At 72.6% G+C, this 13,588-nt stretch carries 13 protein-coding genes; 8 read left to right on the top strand and 5 right to left on the bottom strand.

What is annotated here, in order from left to right; translation table 11 throughout:
- Positions 1-201 precede the first annotated feature (201 nt).
- Both ACFY2Z_RS04000 and ACFY2Z_RS03995 read left to right on the top strand, forming a co-directional pair.
- Entirely contained in the window at positions 202-672 is a 471-nt protein-coding gene (locus ACFY2Z_RS04000; protein WP_390742596.1) for a hypothetical protein, read from the top strand.
- Positions 673-831: 159 nt separating this feature from the next.
- Positions 832-1,632, top strand: a complete 801-nt coding sequence (locus ACFY2Z_RS03995) for a VOC family protein (protein WP_390742595.1) — start codon at positions 832-834, stop codon at positions 1,630-1,632.
- 94 nt (positions 1,633-1,726) lie between these two features.
- Here the strand turns inward: ACFY2Z_RS03995 and ACFY2Z_RS03990 are convergent, their stop codons facing one another.
- Positions 1,727-2,146: a DUF6114 domain-containing protein gene (locus ACFY2Z_RS03990; RefSeq protein ID WP_390742594.1), complete on the bottom strand. Its 420-nt coding sequence runs from the start codon at positions 2,144-2,146 to the stop codon at positions 1,727-1,729.
- Positions 2,146-2,820, bottom strand: coding sequence for a DUF6230 family protein (locus tag ACFY2Z_RS03985; RefSeq protein ID WP_390742593.1), 675 nt, complete (start codon positions 2,818-2,820; stop codon positions 2,146-2,148). The genes ACFY2Z_RS03990 and ACFY2Z_RS03985 overlap by 1 nt, the downstream gene beginning before the upstream one ends.
- Before the next feature lie 635 nt (positions 2,821-3,455).
- Here ACFY2Z_RS03985 and ACFY2Z_RS03980 point away from each other — a divergent pair.
- The gene (locus ACFY2Z_RS03980; RefSeq protein ID WP_390742592.1) at positions 3,456-4,112 is read left to right on the top strand and encodes a Tat pathway signal sequence domain protein; all 657 of its coding nucleotides are present in this window, start codon (positions 3,456-3,458) and stop codon (positions 4,110-4,112) included.
- Positions 4,113-4,381: 269 nt separating this feature from the next.
- Here ACFY2Z_RS03980 and ACFY2Z_RS03975 read toward each other — a convergent pair whose 3' ends face one another.
- The gene (locus ACFY2Z_RS03975) at positions 4,382-5,281 is read right to left on the bottom strand and encodes a lytic polysaccharide monooxygenase (RefSeq protein WP_390742591.1); all 900 of its coding nucleotides are present in this window, start codon (positions 5,279-5,281) and stop codon (positions 4,382-4,384) included.
- Positions 5,282-5,460: 179 nt separating this feature from the next.
- On the opposite strand from ACFY2Z_RS03975, the gene ACFY2Z_RS03970 reads away from it, so the two are divergent.
- Together ACFY2Z_RS03970 and ACFY2Z_RS03965 are read left to right on the top strand one after the other, a co-directional pair.
- Positions 5,461-6,036, top strand: a complete 576-nt coding sequence (locus tag ACFY2Z_RS03970) for a hypothetical protein (RefSeq protein WP_390742590.1) — start codon at positions 5,461-5,463, stop codon at positions 6,034-6,036.
- Positions 6,029-7,177: a damage-control phosphatase ARMT1 family protein gene (locus ACFY2Z_RS03965; RefSeq protein ID WP_390742589.1), complete on the top strand. Its 1,149-nt coding sequence runs from the start codon at positions 6,029-6,031 to the stop codon at positions 7,175-7,177. The genes ACFY2Z_RS03970 and ACFY2Z_RS03965 overlap by 8 nt, the downstream gene beginning before the upstream one ends.
- A gap of 6 nt (positions 7,178-7,183) precedes the next feature.
- On the opposite strand, the gene ACFY2Z_RS03960 is transcribed toward ACFY2Z_RS03965, so the two are convergent.
- Both ACFY2Z_RS03960 and ACFY2Z_RS03955 read right to left on the bottom strand, forming a co-directional pair.
- Positions 7,184-8,446, bottom strand: a complete 1,263-nt coding sequence (locus ACFY2Z_RS03960) for a cytochrome P450 (protein ID WP_390742588.1) — start codon at positions 8,444-8,446, stop codon at positions 7,184-7,186.
- On the bottom strand, positions 8,443-9,222 hold the full coding sequence (locus tag ACFY2Z_RS03955) for an alpha/beta fold hydrolase (protein ID WP_390742587.1): 780 nt from the start codon (positions 9,220-9,222) through the stop codon (positions 8,443-8,445). Before ACFY2Z_RS03955 ends, ACFY2Z_RS03960 begins: the two co-directional genes overlap by 4 nt.
- Before the next feature lie 173 nt (positions 9,223-9,395).
- On the opposite strand from ACFY2Z_RS03955, the gene cyc2 reads away from it, so the two are divergent.
- The 3 genes from cyc2 to ACFY2Z_RS03940 all read left to right on the top strand — a co-directional run bounded on the left by cyc2 (position 9,396) and on the right by ACFY2Z_RS03940 (position 13,524).
- Positions 9,396-11,591 carry a germacradienol/geosmin synthase Cyc2 gene (cyc2, locus tag ACFY2Z_RS03950; RefSeq protein WP_390742586.1) on the top strand — a complete coding sequence of 732 codons (2,196 nt, stop codon included), beginning with the start codon at positions 9,396-9,398 and terminating at the stop codon, positions 11,589-11,591.
- Between the two features lie 49 nt (positions 11,592-11,640).
- Complete coding sequence (locus ACFY2Z_RS03945; protein WP_390742585.1) at positions 11,641-12,264, top strand: PDZ domain-containing protein; 624 nt, start codon at positions 11,641-11,643, stop codon at positions 12,262-12,264.
- Between the two features lie 114 nt (positions 12,265-12,378).
- Positions 12,379-13,524 carry a M24 family metallopeptidase gene (locus ACFY2Z_RS03940; protein ID WP_390742584.1) on the top strand — a complete coding sequence of 382 codons (1,146 nt, stop codon included), beginning with the start codon at positions 12,379-12,381 and terminating at the stop codon, positions 13,522-13,524.
- The last annotated feature ends 64 nt before the right edge of the window (positions 13,525-13,588 follow it).

Raw genomic sequence — 13,588 nt, 5'->3', positions numbered from 1 at the left:
CCCAGCCTGGCGGCTGGGAGGTGCCCCCTGCGCCAGACGCCGCGCGCTGATCCGGCGCGAATTGCCCGACACCCCCAGGCCCGTCCCCCACCCGGCCGACCGAGCCGACGGGGCGCACCGGTGGGGAGAGGGGAGCAGGCCCGGACCCCTCCACCCCGGCGCACCGCCCCGGAGGCGTACGAGCACCAAGGATTCCCCCCGATGAACCGACTGCACGCCTGCGATCTGCCGCCGCATCCGTCCCCCGACCGGCCGTCCGCCCCCTCCGGGCGGCTCGTCCTGCCCGATGCGCTGACCGCCGCCCTGGGCTACGACGCCGTGGGCATCCCCCGGGAACACGGCGAGAAGATCATGAACTCGCTGCCCCGCGTCGGCTGTGTCTTCGCCGACGACCTCCGCTGGTGGTGGATCGTCCCGGCGGGCTCGGACATCGGAGTCACCTGGCCGCCGTCGACGTCCTACGCGGTCGGAGCGCGCCTCGGGCCCTCCGCCGGCCCGGCGGCGGACGCGCCGCTCACCGACCCCTCCTGGAGCGGCCCCCGGCCGGGCCGGCCGCTGCTGATCCACCACCCGGGCGATGACTCTCCGTACACACCGCCCATCCCCTTGTACTTCCTTGCCTGCCGCCTGACCGGCTGCGTCCCGCACTGGTCCTCGGGGGTCGGCGCCTGAGGCGGTTCCGGGCCTCAGGCGCCCCGCCCGGTCCCCTCCGGATGACGTCCGGCCGCCGGTGGCGCATCCTTGCAGGGGCGCGAGGGTACCCGGATGCCCTGAGCGAGCGACGGGAGAGGTGGCCGGCGCCTCCCCCTCGAAACCGGGCGGTGTGTGGGCATGGCCAAGAACGAGACGAGCGGCAAGGGGGGAGTCTCCGGCAACACGGTCTTCGGCGCGCCGTGCTGGGTCAGTCTGACCACGCGCGACGTCGAGACCACGGAGGAGTTCTACCGGGCCGTGTTCGGCTGGGAGTGGCGGCCGAACAGCCTCGGCGACCGGTTCCGGGTCGCGCAGGTGGACGGCGTGCCCGTCGCCGGGATCGCGGCCGTGGCCTCGATGTGGCAGATGGCCGTGGCCTGGACCGTGTACTTCGCGGTCCAGAGCGCCGACGAGGTGGCTGCCCGCTGCCGAGAACGCGGCGGCACGACGGCCGTCGGCCCGCTCTCCCTGCCGCCGGGCCGGGCGGCCCTCCTCGCGGACCGCGACGGGGCCGTCTTCGGCATCTGGGAGGGGCGGCTCGTGACGGACTGGGAGAAGTGGCACGAGGCCGCCCCCACCTTCATAAGGCTGCACACCCGCAACGCCTTCGACGCCGCCATCTTCTACGGGGAGGTCCTCGACTGGGCCACCTCGCGCCAGGGCTGCTGCGAGGTGCAGTACGACGGTGACGAGGTCGTGCTGCGCAGCGGGGAAGTGGTGGTGGCGCGGATCCACTCGGGGGCGGTGGAGTCGGCGCCGGACCCCACCATCCGCCCGCACTGGCAGGTGAACTTCACGGTCGCCGACGTCGCCGCGTGTGTACGGACCGCCCGCACGCACGGCGGCGAGGTACTTCAGTGGGAGGCGGGCGCGGAGGAGGCGGTGCTCGCGGACCCGGACGGCGCCCGTTTCACGGTGACCTCCAGGGTCGAACGCTGAAGGGCTCGTCCCCGAGCGCATGCGCGGAACTCGGGCCTGGCTCCCCGGGGCCCCGGCGGGTGTGAACCGGCGTGGCCCCGTGGGGGGAGGGGGCTCAGGACGCGGCCGAGTCGGCGGTGGGGGACACCGACCGGCGGCGGCGCAGCACGCGCCGACGTGGCTCCTGGTCCGGCAGCCAGCCGAACGCCAGACAGCTGCCCGCCGCGCCCAGCAGCAGCCCGATCAGAAACCCGCCGAGGTTGGACGTGAGCCAGGTGCCGAGGGACACCAGGATGCCGACGAGCGAGTAGAAGAGCCGCTGGGCGGGGTTGAAGAGGACCAGCAGTCCGCACAGCAGCATCACCGTCGGCAGCAGATAGCCCGCCAGACCCTGGATGCCGATGTGCGTGATCACCTTCAACGGCGCCTTCTCGGTGAGGAGTATCTCCGCGCCGCCCAGCGCGAGCAGAAACCCACCCCAGAAGGGGCGGTTCCCCCGCCAGTGCCGGAAGGCGGACCTCGCCCGGCCGGACATCAGCACCCCGTGTCGTGGAAGCTGAGGTGGAGGTTGGGCAGCTTGAACACACCGGCCGTGGTGGCGTAGTTGTTCTGCCGCAGGTTGTCTATGTGCACGGTGTCGGCCTGCTGGCCGAAGACGCCCTTGGCACCCTGCACGCCGCCCTTGTCCAGGGTGCTCGCGTCGTTGCCGATCTCGATGCTGTGGAACTCGGCGTTGCCGGACATCGCGGTGGAGTCGGTGGTCAGATCGGTGGCGGTCACCTTCTCCTTGCCGTCGCCCGCGGTGATGTACAGGTTGGTCCCGCCCAGGTCGACGCTCTGGCACAGCTTGGCGAGGGTCGCGTTCTTCACCACGGAGGTGACGACCAGCACCTGACCGCCGGTGTCGCCGGCGTTGGGGCTGTCATCCGCCATGTAGTCGAGTTTGCCGAACTGCTCGAAGCCGGTGCCGTCCAGGCTGTCGGCGGTGACCGTGAAGGGCATGCCGGAGATCGAGAGCTGCACGCCCAGCGCCCCCTGGGCGGTCATGATCGCGAGACCCGCCGCGAGCGCGGTCGCAGGCACCGCCATCACCGCGGCGCGGCGCAGGCGGACCCGCCCGTGTCTTGCGGGAGACCCGGTGGCGGAACCGCTTTCCGGGTGCTCCGGGGTGGAATCGGGGGACGCCGTGGCATCCGGGGACGAGGCCATGTCTGCTCCTGGGCATAGGCAATGCGGGGAAGACTTCACCGGCGCGATGTCCTGGCGCGGACAGCGGCTGCCGCGCGACGCCTCCTCACACATCCCGTCGTGTGCAAGGGCTTTCTCGTGGCGCGGCAGTTACCGGCGAGAAAGTTACCCGGGGTTACATGAAGGGTCAAGGGAGTTGTGGCAGAAGAGTGCCGATTGTGTGACGCCTGCGCGGGAGGGGTTTCCAGACCTTGCCCCGGCCCACCCGTCCTCACCTGGCCCGTAACCGCGTGGCACGCCAACTCCCGTACTTCCTATTGACGTTGACGCCTCATCAGGTCTAAAACTTCGACTGTTTCCTACGGGTCCGTGGCGCCGGATCCGTGGCACCGCGCATGTCGCTCTCCCGGCCCCGTCCGCCCGGAACGTCCGCGACACCCCCATCCGTGTGCGGTGCGACGCGCGGATCCCTTCGCCTTCCGGCCGCGATCCGTTCTTTCTCCCCCGCGACACCGGCACGGCCGCTCACCCCTGCCGCGGTCCGTGCCGGTGGCCGACGGTCGCTGCCGGCCCGGCACGTACGGAGAAGGCGTACCGGGCCGGCAACGGCACCCATCACCCGCACACCTCCCCGTTTCGGAGAAGAGGCACCCCCCATGCGTACGACTCGATCCCTCCTCGCCCTCACCGGCGCCGCCGCGGCGCTCGCCGTGGTCGCGGCATCCCCCGCCTCCGCGGACAGCGCGGTGCTCACCGCCGGGGGCAACGCCGTCGCCGTCGGCGACGTGCTCAACGCCTCGCTGGCCAACGGCACCACCGCCACGCTCTACTCCAGCGCCACCGGCACCAGCGGCGTCTCCTGCACCTCGTCCGCGTTCACCGCCACCGTCACCGACAACCCCGCCGCGCCCGGCACCGCCACGGAGTCGCTGAGCGGCCACACCTTCACCAGCAGCAGCTGCACCAGCAATGTCACCGGTGTCCTGGGCGTCACCAGCATCACGGTGGACAACCTGCCCTACACCACGGCGGTCTCCTCCGACGGCACGGTCAACGTCACCCCGGCCGCCGGCTCCACCGTCCAGACCACGGTCAAGCTGCGCACCCTGCTCGGCTCGATCACCTGCGTCTACCAGGCCGCCGGCCTGACCGGTAAGACGGACAACACCGACAACAGCCTCGCCTTCACCAACCAGCAGTTCACGAAGTCCTCCGGCTCGTCCCTGTGCTTCGCGAACGGCTACTTCACGGCGAAGTACGCCCCGGTCACCGACACCAGCCAGTCGGGCAGCCCGGCGGTCACCGTCAACTAGGGCGCCTTTCGAGAGTCCCGTCTGGCCCGCGACGCCTGGTACGGCACCTCGCCGCGTCATCGGGATCGTCCGCGTACGCCCAGTACGCGGACGATGCTCCGCCTTGCGAGGCTCCCCCTGTCTGAAAGTCATGGGGGCACCCCAGCATCGGACGCCGCGAGCTTTCCGGCGAACCTCTCCGGCGAACCTTCCGGCCACAGCACCGGACGCTCCGAGCTCAAAGGCCGCCCCCGGTCCGTGTGGGACCGGAGGCGGCCCTTGCGGTCGTCTCACCCGCGCCGGCGGCGCAGCATCAGCGTGGCGCCCCCGGCGAGCGCCGCGAGCACCACGGCGCCACCGCCCGCGAGCAGCGTCATGGACGGGCCGCCGCTTCCGCCACGGGGCACGGTGGCCGCCGCCGGAGCACCGGACACGGTGGCCGCCGGTTCGTCGGGGGCCGGCGCGGGGGTCCGGGACGGGCGGGGCGTGCTCGGCGTGCCGGACGTCTCCGACGGGCCCTTCTTCTTGTCGGCCCCCGCAGCGCCCGATGCGTCCGAGCCGCCCGACGCCGGGAAGATCACGTCCGAGCACGAGTAGTACGTGTCGGTCGTGCTCGTGTTCCGCCAGATCGTGTACAGGACCTGGTGCCCCGAACGGTCCGCCGGGAGCGTCGCCTCGATCCGGTACCCGCCGTTTCGCAGCGGCGGGTCCTTGACCTCCGCGAACGGCTTGGCAGGGAGATCGGCCCAGGTCAGCGGCTTGGTGGGGTCGTACCCCTGCCTCGTCAGGTACAGCTCGAACGTGCCCGTGTGCGGGATCGTCGAGCTGTATGTCATCGTCAGCGCGGCCCCGGGCGTGAGCCGGGTCGAGGGCCAGTCGGCGCGTGCCAGGTCCAGGCCCCGGTAGGCGGGCAGTCCGCCGCTGCACAGCCGGCCGTCCGGGATCACCTGCCGGTCCCTGCCGTTCACATCCGGCACCCGCAGGTTGTCCCAGGCCGTGAACGGCGCGCCGTTCGCCGTGATCGCCGCCCGGCACGCGGCGGTGCTCTGCCGTCCGCCGCCGTCGGGCGAGCACGCGAACACCCGGCTGACCGGGTCGGTGGGTGCGCCGTGGGCGAAGGCCGGGGTCGCCGGCAGCAGCGTGATCGCCACGGCGACGGCGGCCGCGGCGGCGGTGCGGGGTGCGGTCATCCGGTCTCTCCAGCGCGCATCGGGTTCGGCAAGGCGTATGAAGAGGTACGGGGAAACGGCGACGCCTGTTCACCCCCGCTTTCGGCGTCCCCGCCCCGCCCGCGACGAGCGACGGCGGGAGCGGCCCCCGAACCCCCGGTCGGTCGGACCCGGACCGCGGAGGCGGTTAGCGTAGGGCCATGGCAACGGAGAGCGCCCCAGGGGCGGTCGAGGTGATATGTCCGGGCTGCGACTCGGCCGGGGCGCGAGCGGTACCGGAGGTCTGCGCCGAGCAGACGGCCCGGAGCGAGGGACTGGCCGACCGGCTGGCGCGCTCGCCGGAGGTGTCCTCGCGGTCCGACAGCCGGCTGCACTTCGCGGAGGGCATGCTCATGGCCGGTGTCGGCGTCGCCCTCGCCTCCGAGGGCTTCGTCGGCCACAAGCCGCTCTACACCGCGGGCGGCACCCTGCTCGCCGTGCTGGTGCTCATCGGCACGGTCTTCGTGGTCCGGAGCGAGGCCCGCGAGCGGGCCCTCGTGGCGGCCGGCGCGCCCCACGCCGACGCGCTGTGGCGATCGGCGTACTACTGCGCCGGATGCGCGTCGGTGTTCTGTCCCGGCGGCACTCCATGGCAGGGTCGGCTGACGCCGGAGCAGTTCAAGAAGCTGGTGTGGACCGAGGCCGGCTACGGACAGCAGCTCGAGGAACAGTTCGCGGACGTGGAGCTTCCGCCCGGCGTCCCGGCCGGCCCTGGAGGAAGCCCCGACCATGCCTGACGCCCCCGTGATCCTCGCCGACGAGCCGGGTTCCTTCGCGCACGGTGTGCTCGCCGCGCGCCACCCCGCCCTCATCCGCGCGGTACGGGACGCCTTCCCCTACGACCCCGGTCAGCGGCGGGCGCTCGACGCGCTGCTGACCAGCGCCACCGAGGGCGTCATCGAACCGCTCGGCACGGAAGCCGACGAGCAGTGGGCGGCCTGGGGCGCCCGCCGGTACCTCGGCCGCTCCTGGTTCGAGGTCCCCTTCCTGTGGTCCGAGAGCTACTTCTACCGCCATCTCCTCCAGGCCGTGGGCTACTTCGGCCCCGGCCCCTGGCAGGGCATCGACCCCTTCCGCCCCTTCAAGCTCGCCGAACTCGACGCACCGGAGACGGACGAGGAACTGGCCGCACTCGACCGGCTGACGGGACAGCCCGAGCAGGAGCAGGCACGGGCCCTGCTGCACGGCTCGCTCTGGGGCAACCGCGCGGACCTCGGCTTCCGGCTCTCCGTACCCGGCGCCACCACGACGGTCTCCCAGCTCGTCGCCGACGACAGTGAAGCGCTCTGGACCCTGCTGCCCGTCGACACCGTCTGCCTGGTGGCCGACAACGCGGGCCGGGAGCTGATCCCGGACCTGCTGTTCCTCGACCATCTGCTGCGCCACGGGCGGACCCGGCGGGCGCTGCTCCAGGTGAAGCCGTACCCCTACTACATCTCCGACGCCACGACGGCCGATGTCGTGGACGCGGTACGCCGGCTGACCGCGGCAAAGGGCGCGGCCGCCGACGCCGGGGAGCGGCTGTGGGCGGCGCTGGCCGACGGCCGTATCGACGTCAGGGCGCACCCCTTCTCCTGCGCCCCGCTGCCCTACGCGGACATGCCGGAGGATCTGCGTGCCCAGTTCGCCGCGGCGGACCTGACCGTCTTCAAGGGCGACCTCAACTACCGCCGCCTGGTGGGCGACCGGCTCTATCCGCCGACTACCTCGTTCGCGGAGACCACCGCCCACTTCCCCGGCCCCGTGGCGGCACTGCGCACCCTGAAGTCCGACGTGATCGTCGGCCTGGACGCGGCCACGGAGGAGGCCCTGGTCGCCGCCGAGGGCCGGCGGTGGCGCACGAACGGCACGCACGCGCTGGTCCAGGTCCGGCCCTGACCGCCGTCAAGCAACCCGCAGCACCAGCGACTTGACGCCGTTGATGAAGTTGGAGACGAGTCGTTCCGGCGGCGCGGCCGGACGGAGCGCGGGCAGGGCGCGCAGCGCCTCCTCGTAGAGCACCCGCAACTGCAGCCGGGCGAAGTGCGCGCCGAGGCAGACATGGGGACCGTCCCCGAAGGAGACGTGCGGGTTCGGCGTCCGGAACGGGTCGAGCCGGTTCGGCGCGGTGAAGACCCGCTCGTCCCGGTTGGCGGAGGCGTGGAAGACGACCACCTTGTCGCCCGCGCGGATGCGCCGCCCACCCAGCTCGGTGTCGCGGGCGGCGGTCCGCCGGAAGCTGAGCACGGGCGGATGCCAGCGCAGCAGTTCCTCGACTGCGAGCGGCAGCCGGCCGGGGTGCTCCCGCACCGCGTCGTACGCCTCCGGGTGCTCGGCCAGCGCCAGCAGTCCGCCCGGGGCGGCGGACCGTACCGTGTCGTTGCCGGCGATCGTCAGCAGGAAGAAGAACATCTCCAGCTCGGGGCCGGTGAGTTCGGGGTCCGTGGCGAGCGTGGTCATGATGTCGTCGGCCGGGTGCTCCCGCTTGTGGGCGGCCAGCTCCTGCGCATAGCCGAACATGTCCCGCAGGGCGGCCGGCGAGCGCGGATCCACGGGCCGGCCGCCGGCGTCGAGCCGTGTCTCGCCCGCCTCGTCCGGGTCCTGGTAGCCGATCACCCGCTGGGTCCAGCGCAGCAGCAGTTCCCGGTCGGACTCCGGCACCCCGAGCAGGTCGCCCAGATTGCGGACGGCGTAGTCGTCGGTGACGGCGGCGACGACGTCACAGGTGCCGTCACCGGCCCGCGCCCCCTCCACCGCTTCGGCGAACAGGGACCGCGCCCGGGCCTGCGCGACCGTCGCGAAGCGTTCGATACGCCGCGGAGTGAACGCACGGCTCACCAGCCGCCTCAGCCGCCCCTGCGCGGGCGGATCCTGATTGAGCATCATCCGCCGGATGAACGGCAGGTCCGCCGGATCGGGGTCACGGATCTGGGTGGCACCGAGATACGAGGAGTACGACGCCGAGTCCTTCAGCACGCGCACCACGTCCGCGTGCCGGGTCACCGCCCAGAAGCCGGGCCCCGCCGGCCAGCCGAGCACCTCGGGCTCCTCCTGCCAGGCGACGGGATGGTGTTCGCGCAGGATCCGGTACGCCGCGTGGGGCACCCCGTCGGCGTACCGCCGCGGGTCGAAGACATCGGGGACGGGCGGCGCCTGCCGTACGTTCACGCCGTGGTGTCCTCGGCCCGCAGGAAGTCCTCCACCGTGCGGATCAGGTCGAGGGGCGCCTCGTCCATCGCGTAGTGGCCGGCCGCCGGCAGTTCGACCAGTGCGCCGCCGGGGTACCAGCGCAGCCACGTCTCGCGCAGCAGCGCCGTCGTCAGCGCCGGGTCGAGCGCGCCCGTGACGGCCAGCGCGGGCACGGTCGCCCCCTTGACCTCGGCGTGGAAGTCCTCCCGGGCCCATGAGTCCAGCCACGCCCGGAACGCCGTCGCGTCGCTGTGCGCCAGCGATCGCGCGACCATACGGTCCAGCCAGGCGGCCGGGGCCCGGCCGCCGGTGGTGACGTCGAGGATGACGCGCCGGTTCGCGGGCTGATGGGCGGCCCCCGCGAACAGCTCCCACTGGTCGGCGGGCAATGCCATCCCGGAGGCCGGGACGGGCGAGACGCCGACGATCCTGCGCAGACGGTCGGGGGCGAGCGCGAGCAGCCGCTGTGCGACCGCGCCGCCCATCGAGTGCCCGATCACGGAGAACCGCTCCCAGCCCAGCCGGTCCGCCAGCGCCAGGAGGTCGGCGGCGGCCTCGGCGGTGCCGAACGCGCCGGAGGCGTCCCGCGCCGCCCCGTACCCGCGCAGATCCACCAGGGCGTAGGTGAAGGCGGCGCGGTCCAGATCCGGCAGCACGGTCGCGTACGCGGACCGGTCGGCGAACCAGCCGTGCACCGCGAACACCTTGTGGGCGCCGTCGCCGTGCACTTCATGAGGCAGCACGAAGGAGGTCATGCGCATACCGTGGCCCCGGGAAGAAGAGGCGGCAAGGGGGCGTGAGGTCCCTGTGCGCCGGAAAGTCCGCGAGGTCTGGGCCGTGGAGGGCGCCCGTGCCCCCGATTCACGCGATGGTGTGATCACCTCCCGTCACACGGATGGCCCGCTGAGCCGCCGGGTAGTGCCGGGCCATGACGCAGCCGTTCCAACTCCCGCACTTCTACATGCCGTATCCCGCGCGGCTGAATCCGCATCTCGACGAGGCGCGCTCCCACTCCACGGAATGGGCCCGCGCCATGGGCATGCTGGAGGGCTCCGGCATCTGGGAGGAGACCGACCTCGAAGCGCACGACTACGGGCTGCTGTGCGCATACACCCATCCCGACTGCGACGGCCCGGCCCTCTCCCTCATCACCGACTGGTACGTCTGGGTGTTCTTCTTCGACGACCACTTCCTGGAGGCCTTCAAACGGACCCAGGACCGCGACGCCGGCAAGGCCCACCTGGACCGGCTGCCGCTGTTCATGCCCACGGACCCGGCGACCCCCGTACCCGAGCCGGAGAACCCCGTCGAGGCGGGACTCGCCGACCTGTGGGCGCGCACCGTGCCGTCGATGTCCCCGGACTGGCGGCGCCGGTTCGCGGTCGCGACCGAGCACCTGCTCAACGAGTCGCTGTGGGAGCTGTCCAACATCAACGAAGGACGGATCTCCAATCCCGTCGAGTACATCGAGATGCGCCGCAAGGTCGGCGGCGCCCCCTGGTCCGCGGGCCTGGTCGAGTTCGCGACCGCCGAAGTGCCCGCCGCCGTGTCCGAGTCACGCCCGCTGCGCGTACTGATGGAGACGTTCTCCGACGGCGTCCATCTGCGCAACGACCTGTTCTCCTACCAGCGCGAGGTCGAGGAGGAGGGCGAACTCAGCAACGGCGTCCTCGTCCTGGAGACCTTCTTCGGCTGCACCACGCAGGAGGCGGCGGAGACCGTCAACGACATCCTCACCTCACGGCTGCACCAGTTCGAGCACACCGCGCTCACCGAGGTGCCCGCCCTCGCCCTGGACAAGGGCCTCACCCCGGACGAGGTCGCCGCGATCGGCGCGTACGCCAAGGGACTTCAGGACTGGCAGTCCGGCGGCCACGAGTGGCACATGCGGTCCAGCCGCTACATGAACAAGGAGGTCCGCACCGGGCAGCGCCCCGGACCGACCGGCCTCGGCACGTCCGCCGCCGACGTACGCGCACTGCTCGCCGGCGCGATGAGGACACCTCCCACGCCCTACGGGCAGTCGGGGAGAATGCGTCCTTACACTCACGTTCCCTTCCAGCAGGTCGGCCCCTCCCTGCTCCCCGACTTCCACATGCCCTACGAGCTGGCGCTCAGCCCGCACCTGGACGGGGCCCGCGACAGACTCACCGCTTGGGCGCACCGGGCGGGCATCCTCCAGGAGGGCGTCTGGGACGAGGACAAACTCCTCGCCTACGACCTTCCGCTGTGCGCGGCCGGTCTTGACCCGGACGCCACCCCCGAGGCGCTGGACCTCAGCTCCGCGTGGCTCGCCTGGGGCACCTACGGCGACGACTACTACCCGCTGGTCTTCGGTCTCCGGCGCGACCTCGCGGCGGCGCGCGCGTGCACCGCGCGGCTGTCGTCGTGCATGCCGCTCGACGGGGAGGAACTCCCGGTGGCGGCGGGCGGCCTGGAGCGCGGTCTGATCGACCTGTGGGCGCGCACCACCGCCGGCATGACCCTCGACCAGCGAAGCACCCTGCGCGCCGCCGTGGACACGATGACCGAGAGCTGGCTGTGGGAGCTGTCCAACCAGCTCCAGAACCGCATCCCGGACCCCGTCGACTATCTGGAGATGCGCCGCGCGACCTTCGGCGCCGACCTCACCAAGAACCTGTGCCGTATGGGCCACGGCCCCGAGGTGCCGCCCGAGGTGTACCGCAGCGGCACGGTCCGCGCCCTGGAGAACGCGGCCATCGACTACGCGATGCTGATCAACGACGTCTTCTCGTACCAGAAGGAGATCCAGTACGAGGGCGAGATCCACAACGCCGTGCTCGTCGTGCAGAACTTCTTCGGCTGCGACTACCCGACGGCCGTGCGGATCGTGGGCGACCTGATGACCCAGCGCATGCGGCAGTTCCAGCATGTCGCCGAGCGCGAGATCCCGGTGCTCTACGACGACTTCGACCTCTCGAGGAAGGCCAGGGCCGTCATGGACGGCTATGTCGTGGATCTGCAGAACTACATGTCCGGCATCCTGAACTGGCACCGCTGCTGTCGCCGTTACGGCGCCGCCGACCTGGCCCGGCGCACCCACGGGTTCGTCCCGGACCTGGCCTCGGCCGTCAGTCTGCGGCCCGAGCCGGTGCCCCGTTGACCACATGTGTGCCGGGCGGAGCCGAGGCGGTACGAACAGGAGGTGATCCATGGACCAGGCCGCGTCGCCCCCCGACCCGGCGCCGGGCCGGAGGACCGGAGAGGGGCGGACGCCGTCCGGCCCCGCGCGGCGTCCGCCCCCTGCACGGCGGGGCGGAGGCCTGACGATCGTGCTGTGCGTCCTGGTCGCCGGGACGTTCATGGTGCTGTCCGGGGTGGGGCTCGGCACGGTGGGCGCCACGGTGACCGGCATAGGCCGGTTCGCGCAGCTGAAGCGGCATGCGGTGGCGGCCGGGCGGTTCACCCCCTCGGTCGCCGGCGGCCGGTCGCGGAGCACCGGGCACGCCCCGGCGCACACCACCTCCGCCGCGGCCCGCGGCAGAGGTGGGGACCCCGCACCGGCGCCCCCACGGGCCACCCTCGGCGTCGAGGCCGTCGACGCCGGGGGCGGCGGTGCCCTGCTGGTCGGCGTGCATGTCCCGGGCGCCGGCCACTCGGCCGGGCTCGCGCGCGGCGATGTCGTGCTCGCGCTCGACGGGACGCGCCTGGGCTCGGCCGCCGACCTCGCGAGGGCGATCGCCGCCGTCCGCCCCGGCACCGCCGTCACCCTCACCGTCCGCCGTCCCGACGGCACCCGTGCCCACCTGACCGCGACGCCCGGGGTCCTCACCTGAGCCGTAGCGCCGCCGCACGGCCGCCATGGTCGCAATGGGCTCGCATCCGTCCCGGTGGAAGGGCAGGATGCTGCCCGTAGCCCCTGGGAGGATCCGGACCCGCGGAGGACAAGGATGACCGGCACGCCAGCGCAGCCCGACACAGGCGGACCCGCGCCCTTCACCGCCGGTGACTACGCGGCCCGAATGCGGCGCGCCGCGGAGGCCGCCGACGCGGCCGGCCTCGCCGGGCTGCTGATCGCGCCCGGACCCGACCTGGTGTGGCTGACCGGGTACCGGCCGGTGGAGACCGAACGCCTCACGCTGCTGGTGCTGCGGGCCGGACACGACCCCGTTCTCGTCGTGCCCACCCTGGAGGCGCCCGACGCGGCGGAGGCGGCCGGCGCGCCCGCGCTGACGCTGCGCGACTGGACGGACGGCCACGACCCGTACGCGGCCGCCGCCGGCGCGCTGCGACCCGACGGCCGCTACGGCATCAGCGACAACGCCTGGGCCCTGCATCTGCTCGGCCTGCGTGAGCGCCTCCCGGACGCCGGGCACATCGCCCTCACCCGCGCCCTGCCGATGCTGCGGGCCGTCAAGGACGCCGCCGAACTCGACCGGCTGGCGGCCGCCGGAGCCGCCGCGGACGCGGCCTACGAGGAGATCAGGAAGGTCCCCTTCGCGGCACGCCGGGAGCGGGAGGTCGCCGGGGATCTCGCCGATCTGCTGCGGCAGTTCGGGCACACACAGGTCGACTTCACCATCGTCGCCTCCGGTCCCAACGGCGCCAACCCGCACCACGAGGCCGGTGAGCGCGTCATCCAGCGCGGCGACATGGTCGTCCTTGACTTCGGCGGCCTCAAGCACGGCTACGGCTCGGACACCTCCCGCACCGTCCACGTGGGCGAACCGACCGACGAGGAGCGCACGGTGCACGACCTGGTGCGCGCGGCCCAGGAGGCGGGCTTCCGCGCGGTCCGGCCGGGTGCCGCGTGCCAGGACGTGGACCGGGCGGCCCGCGCGGTCATCGCCGACGCGGGGTACGGCGAGTACTTCATCCACCGCACCGGGCACGGCATCGGCGTCACCACCCACGAGCCGCCGTACATGATCGAGGGCGAGGAACAGCCCCTCGTCCCCGGCATGTGCTTCTCCGTGGAGCCCGGCGTCTATCTGCCGGGCCGCTTCGGCGTCCGGATCGAGGACATCGTGACGGTGACCGAGAACGGCGGACGCCGTCTCAACGACACCTCCAGGGAGATGGCGTTGGTCGACTAGCGCAGAGGGGCCGGCCGCCCGGCACCAGGAGTCCCCAGCACGCCCCCGAGACGACAACGGCGCG

Origin of the sequence: Streptomyces sp. NPDC001222 (assembly GCF_042896945.1) — a bacterium.
GTDB classification, from domain to species: Bacteria; Actinomycetota; Actinomycetes; order Streptomycetales; family Streptomycetaceae; genus Streptomyces; species Streptomyces gibsoniae.
Note: the sequence above shows the minus strand (reverse complement) of the source record. Positions and strands in the feature narration are given on the sequence as shown.

Excerpts from the sequence above, each read along its gene's own strand:
- ACFY2Z_RS04000 (WP_390742596.1), top strand. The coding sequence starts at position 202 with ATGAACCGACTGCACGCCTGCGATCTGCCGCCGCATCCGTCCCCCGAC.
- ACFY2Z_RS03995 (WP_390742595.1), top strand. The coding sequence starts at position 832 with ATGGCCAAGAACGAGACGAGCGGCAAGGGGGGAGTCTCCGGCAACACG.
- ACFY2Z_RS03990 (WP_390742594.1), bottom strand. The coding sequence starts at position 2,146 with ATGTCCGGCCGGGCGAGGTCCGCCTTCCGGCACTGGCGGGGGAACCGC.
- ACFY2Z_RS03985 (WP_390742593.1), bottom strand. The coding sequence starts at position 2,820 with ATGGCCTCGTCCCCGGATGCCACGGCGTCCCCCGATTCCACCCCGGAG.
- ACFY2Z_RS03980 (WP_390742592.1), top strand. The coding sequence starts at position 3,456 with ATGCGTACGACTCGATCCCTCCTCGCCCTCACCGGCGCCGCCGCGGCG.
- ACFY2Z_RS03975 (WP_390742591.1), bottom strand. The coding sequence starts at position 5,281 with ATGACCGCACCCCGCACCGCCGCCGCGGCCGCCGTCGCCGTGGCGATC.
- ACFY2Z_RS03970 (WP_390742590.1), top strand. The coding sequence starts at position 5,461 with ATGGCAACGGAGAGCGCCCCAGGGGCGGTCGAGGTGATATGTCCGGGC.
- ACFY2Z_RS03965 (WP_390742589.1), top strand. The coding sequence starts at position 6,029 with ATGCCTGACGCCCCCGTGATCCTCGCCGACGAGCCGGGTTCCTTCGCG.
- ACFY2Z_RS03955 (WP_390742587.1), bottom strand. The coding sequence starts at position 9,222 with ATGACCTCCTTCGTGCTGCCTCATGAAGTGCACGGCGACGGCGCCCAC.
- cyc2 (WP_390742586.1), top strand. The coding sequence starts at position 9,396 with ATGACGCAGCCGTTCCAACTCCCGCACTTCTACATGCCGTATCCCGCG.
- ACFY2Z_RS03945 (WP_390742585.1), top strand. The coding sequence starts at position 11,641 with ATGGACCAGGCCGCGTCGCCCCCCGACCCGGCGCCGGGCCGGAGGACC.
- ACFY2Z_RS03940 (WP_390742584.1), top strand. The coding sequence starts at position 12,379 with ATGACCGGCACGCCAGCGCAGCCCGACACAGGCGGACCCGCGCCCTTC.